The organism is Flavobacterium sp., assembly GCF_035760125.1.
Taxonomy (GTDB): Bacteria; Bacteroidota; Bacteroidia; order Flavobacteriales; family Flavobacteriaceae; genus Flavobacterium.
Map to the genome: position 1 here is coordinate 1 of NZ_DASTTN010000176.1, position 4,601 is coordinate 4,601.

General features: G+C 34.7%; 4 protein-coding genes. 1 reads left to right on the forward strand and 3 read right to left on the reverse strand.

Translation table 11 applies throughout. The features are described from left to right. Positions 1–598: MutS-related protein (locus VFS71_RS06740; protein ID WP_414655990.1), on the forward strand; the 598-nt coding region annotated here is incomplete at its 5' end. Between the two features lie 260 nt (positions 599–858). Here the strand turns inward: VFS71_RS06740 and dnaN are convergent. The 3 genes from dnaN to gldF all read right to left on the reverse strand — a co-directional run bounded on the left by dnaN (position 859) and on the right by gldF (position 4,495). Continuing rightward, positions 859–1,977, reverse strand: coding sequence for a DNA polymerase III subunit beta (gene dnaN / locus VFS71_RS06745; RefSeq protein ID WP_326400158.1), 1,119 nt, complete (start codon positions 1,975–1,977; stop codon positions 859–861). A gap of 107 nt (positions 1,978–2,084) precedes the next feature. Beyond that, positions 2,085–3,770, reverse strand: coding sequence for a gliding motility-associated ABC transporter substrate-binding protein GldG (gene gldG, locus VFS71_RS06750; protein ID WP_326400159.1), 1,686 nt, complete (start codon positions 3,768–3,770; stop codon positions 2,085–2,087). Further along, a complete protein-coding gene (gene gldF / locus VFS71_RS06755; RefSeq protein ID WP_326400160.1) occupies positions 3,770–4,495 on the reverse strand; it encodes a gliding motility-associated ABC transporter permease subunit GldF in 726 nt (241 codons plus the stop codon). The genes gldG and gldF overlap by 1 nt, the downstream gene beginning before the upstream one ends. Positions 4,496–4,601: the final 106 nt, after the last annotated feature.

Below are 4,601 nucleotides of genomic sequence, written 5' to 3' on the forward strand. Positions count from 1 at the left end.
TTCCAATTTAAGCCATCCTTTATTAAACCCGAACACAAGAGTAGGGAATGAGGTAAAGTTTTATCCACAGTCGTTTATGATTCTGACTGGTTCCAATATGTCCGGGAAAAGTACTTTCTTGCGTAGTTTAGGAGTTAATATGGTTCTTACGGGAATGGGATCTCCAGTTTGTGCTAGTCAGGCGAATGTACATCCTTTGCCGGTTTTAGTGTCTATGCGACTATCTGATTCGTTATCCGACAGCGAGTCTTATTTCTTCGCCGAAATCAAGCGTTTGAAGCAAATTATGAATGAATTGGAAGCGAATCCCGCTTTTGTTCTTTTGGACGAAATTTTGAGAGGAACCAACTCGGATGATAAACGTAATGGAACAATCGAAGTAGTTAAAAAAGTAATTGCCAAAAACGCAATCGGAGCAATCGCCACACACGATATAGAGGTTTGTTTGACCACAAATGAGTTTCCGGATATTCTTACCAACAAATGTTTTGAAGTCGAAATCAGTAACAACGAATTGCATTTTGATTACACGCTTCGTGACGGCATTTGCAAAAACAAGAGTGCTACTTTCTTGATGAAGAAAATGGGGGTTATTTAGCGTTTTTCAGCTTTTAGTTACTGTTTGTCTTTGTGAGGTATGAAGAAATCTCACTCAGAATAAGTAAAGTAAATTATCTTGAAGGATATACGATATGAGATTGCTTCGTGCTTCGCAAGGACACAGATCACTTATTTGTTTGCTGGATTTTCTTTTAGTTTTTCTTGAGTTTAGTCCAAAAAAAAACCAAAACTCTGGTTAGGAATTTCGGTCTTTTCAAATATAAAAATGGTTTTGGTTAGTTTAGTATTTTGAAGTAACTAGCTGTTTAGCATAACTGGCATCACAAGCATTGTTACGGTTTCGCCTTCTTCTAGTCCATCTATTGGAGTTAGGATTCCAGCTCTGTTTGGTAATGACATTTCGAGCATAATCATGTCTGATTGTAGGTTGTTCAACATTTCGGTCAAGAAACGAGAGTTGAAACCTATTTGCATATCGTCTCCTTGGTAATCACAAGTCAATCTTTCTTCTGCTTTGTTAGAGTAGTCAATATCTTCGGCAGAAATATTCAATTCGGCTCCAGCAACTTTCAAACGAATTTGGTGTGTTGTTTTGTTAGAGAAAATAGCAACACGACGTACAGAACTCAAGAATTGAGAACGATCCATCATCAATTTGTTTGGGTTTTCTTTTGGGATAACCGCTTCATAATTCGGATATTTTCCATCGATTAAACGACATAACAAAATGTAGTTGTCGAAAGAGAAAGTAGCATTCGAATCGTTGTATTCTATTTTTACTTCAGCATCTGAACTGCTTAGGATACTTTTTAAAATATTCAAAGGTTTCTTTGGCATAATAAACTCAGCCACTTGAGATGCTTTTACATCAGAGCGAGCGTATTTTACTAATTTGTGAGCATCAGTAGCCACAAAAATTAAACCTTCTGGAGAAAACTGGAAGAAAACACCAGACATTACCGGACGTAAATCGTCATTACCAGCTGCGAAGATAGTTTTGCTGACAGCAGTCGCCAAAACATCTGCAGGTACTAGAGTTACTGATGGGTTGTCTAAGTTTACTGATTTTGGGAATTCTTCACCTGGAGCATATGCCAAAGCATATTTTCCTGAGTTTGAACTAATTTCTATAGTGCTGTTTTCTTCAACTGTAAAAGTTAGGGGTTGTTCTGGAAAGGTTTTAAGGATTTCCAATAATAATTTTGCAGGTACTGCAACACTTCCTTTACTTTTGGAGTCGATAGCCAATGTGGCAGACATAGTAGTCTCTAAATCCGAAGCCGAAACAGTTAATTCGTTATTATTTAATTCAAATAAGAAGTTATCCAAGATTGGCAAAGTGTTGTTACTGTTGATAACGCTACCTAAAACTTGTAATTGTTTTAATAAGTACGAACTCGATACTATAAATTTCATCTGTATTGTTTTGTTTTTAATGGTGTGCTTTTTCTGAATTAAAATTTAGAATACACTTTACAAATATATTGTAAACTATTCTAGTATTGCAAATTTTTTATTAACATCTATTTACTGTATTTTCTTTTTCTAAGGAACGTAAATCCGAGGCCAAACAGTAGCAAAATTAAGATTGGAAGCCCGATAGTTATGAATTGGGTAAAGGTATAGTTTTCATACACTTTTTCTTTATCCAATAATGGTAAATCAAGATCCTTGCTTCGAATGTTAATAAGTCCGGTATCATCCAATAGATAATTGACGCAGTTCATCATAAAATCCTTGTTGTCGTATAAATTTCCAGATCGTTGATCATAGCCCAATTCTACAGGTTGTCCTGTTTTATCCAATTGATTTTTTATAATGTCTCCATCCGAAATTACAATCATTTTGCTTTCCGTTCCTTTGGCTTGAAATGATTTTTCTTCAAAAGGCAAAATGCGATTTTCAAACATGGAATGAAAAGAACCTTCCAATAAAACTGCCATTGGGATATTTCCTTTATTTAGGTAATCAGTTGGCGAAGTCTGCTCGGAAACCATATTAAGGCTGATTTCTACAGGAGTTCCTATTTTTTTTGAGTAAGCGGAAGACTGCAATAAAACTGTTTTTTTAATTCCGTTTTTTAAAGTATCCATCGCATTGGCAAAATCAAATTTGATACCTCCCAGATTTTTAACAATCGGATGTTTGCTGATAGGATATACTTGAGGTGCAAATTTCCAGTTGAAATCCTGGTATTGTGTTCCGCTCCCTTGTTCTCCACTGGCTAATTTTATAGGACTTCCTTGTTCGTCTTTGACCAAGTCAGGATTGATTCGAACTCCATATTTGAAGAACATATCGTTTAGATTTAAGTCTTTTGGAAATGCCAATGTAGCTCCCGAAGGATTATAAAGACTGTCCATTTCGGCATTGACTTGATCGATAAGCCAAAGGGTTTTTCCGCCGTGAATAATAAATTGATCTAGAACCAGTTTTTCTTCATCAGTAAAAGCTTCGGTTGGTTTGGCAATAACAGCCAAATCATAATTTTGTAATGATTTTAAAGTTCCTTCTGGATTTTTGGCAACCGAATCCAAAGTGAATGGTCCAATGAAATAGCTTTCGCGTACTTGCATCAGGAATTTAGCAATGTGACGTTCCTGAAGTTCTCCGTTTCCTTTTATGATAGCAACTTTCTTTTGTTTGTCTTTGGAAATTTTATTTATTCCGTCTGAAATAGAATATTCAAGATGCTGAACAGAACCAATCACTTTTTGCGTGGTAGAAGCTCCCATAATGTTCTTTAACAATGTAATATTCACTTCTTTGTTATTATAAACTGCAATTGCCCAAGGAAAAACCATTGATTGTGACTGTTTTCCTTTGTCATCAACAGTTATGTTTATTGGTGTTAAGCCTTTTCTATACAATTCTTTAATATTGTCCATACTTTCGTCTTTGTTTTCCAAAGGATCTACAAATTCGATGATAATATTAGAATTATATGCTTGAAATTCTTCCAACAGTTGTTTGGATTCCAATTGTAGTCGTTTGAATTCAGCAGGCAGTTCGCCTTGCAAATAGACTTTGATAGACAAAGGATTCTTTACGTCTTTAAGAATTTTTAAAGTAGTAGGTGATAGGGTATATCTATGGTCTTGGGTTAAATCAAAACGATGAAAAAAGAAATTACTAATGATATTTAAAAGAAATACTATCGCAACAGTAATCAATAAGGATTTGGCGTTTTTTATATTGAATGCTTTCATTACGATTTAATAGATTTTAAATTAAAGACTGTGAAAGAGAGGAAAAGAACAGCAATGCTAACAAAATAGATTACATCTCTAGTGTCTATAACGCCTCGGCTCATACTCTTGTAGTGATCTTGCATTCCGAAATAAGAAATAAATGAAGAAAAACTTGGTAAAATAGAAGCTAATCCTTGGAATCCAAAATAGAAAAAGAAGCATAGAAAAACAGCAATAATAAAGGATACAATCTGATTTTCTGAAATAGATGAAGTAAAAATCCCAATTGCAGAATAAGCGGCTATTAAAAACAATAAACCGAAATATGAACCTAAAGTACTTCCTAAGTCAAGATTTCCTTCGGGTGAACCCAAATTCCAAACCACTTCCACATAAATAAAAGTAGGGATAATAGCCATTACTATTAATAGAAAAGCGCCCAAGAATTTTCCGTTTACGATTTCCCAAAGACTAATAGGTTTTGTAAGTAATAATTCAAGTGTTCCCTGTTTTTTTTCGTCTGAGAAACTACGCATGGTTACCGCAGGAATCAAGAAGATTAAGATCCACGGAGCTAGGGTAAAAAATGGTGTTAAATCGGCAAAACCGGTATTTAGAATATTATAATCTCCTTCAAAAACCCAAAGGAATAACCCATTCCCAATTAAGAAAAGGGCAATTACTAAATACCCGATTGGTGAACCAAAAAAGGATTTTATTTCGCGAAATACGATTGATTTCATGTTTGTTTGATGCCGTTAAGGCGCTAAGATTTATGGTTATTTCTTGTCTGAAGTGTGCAAATATAGCAAGTTTTTTAATCTATCATCCGATAATTTTACTTATGGT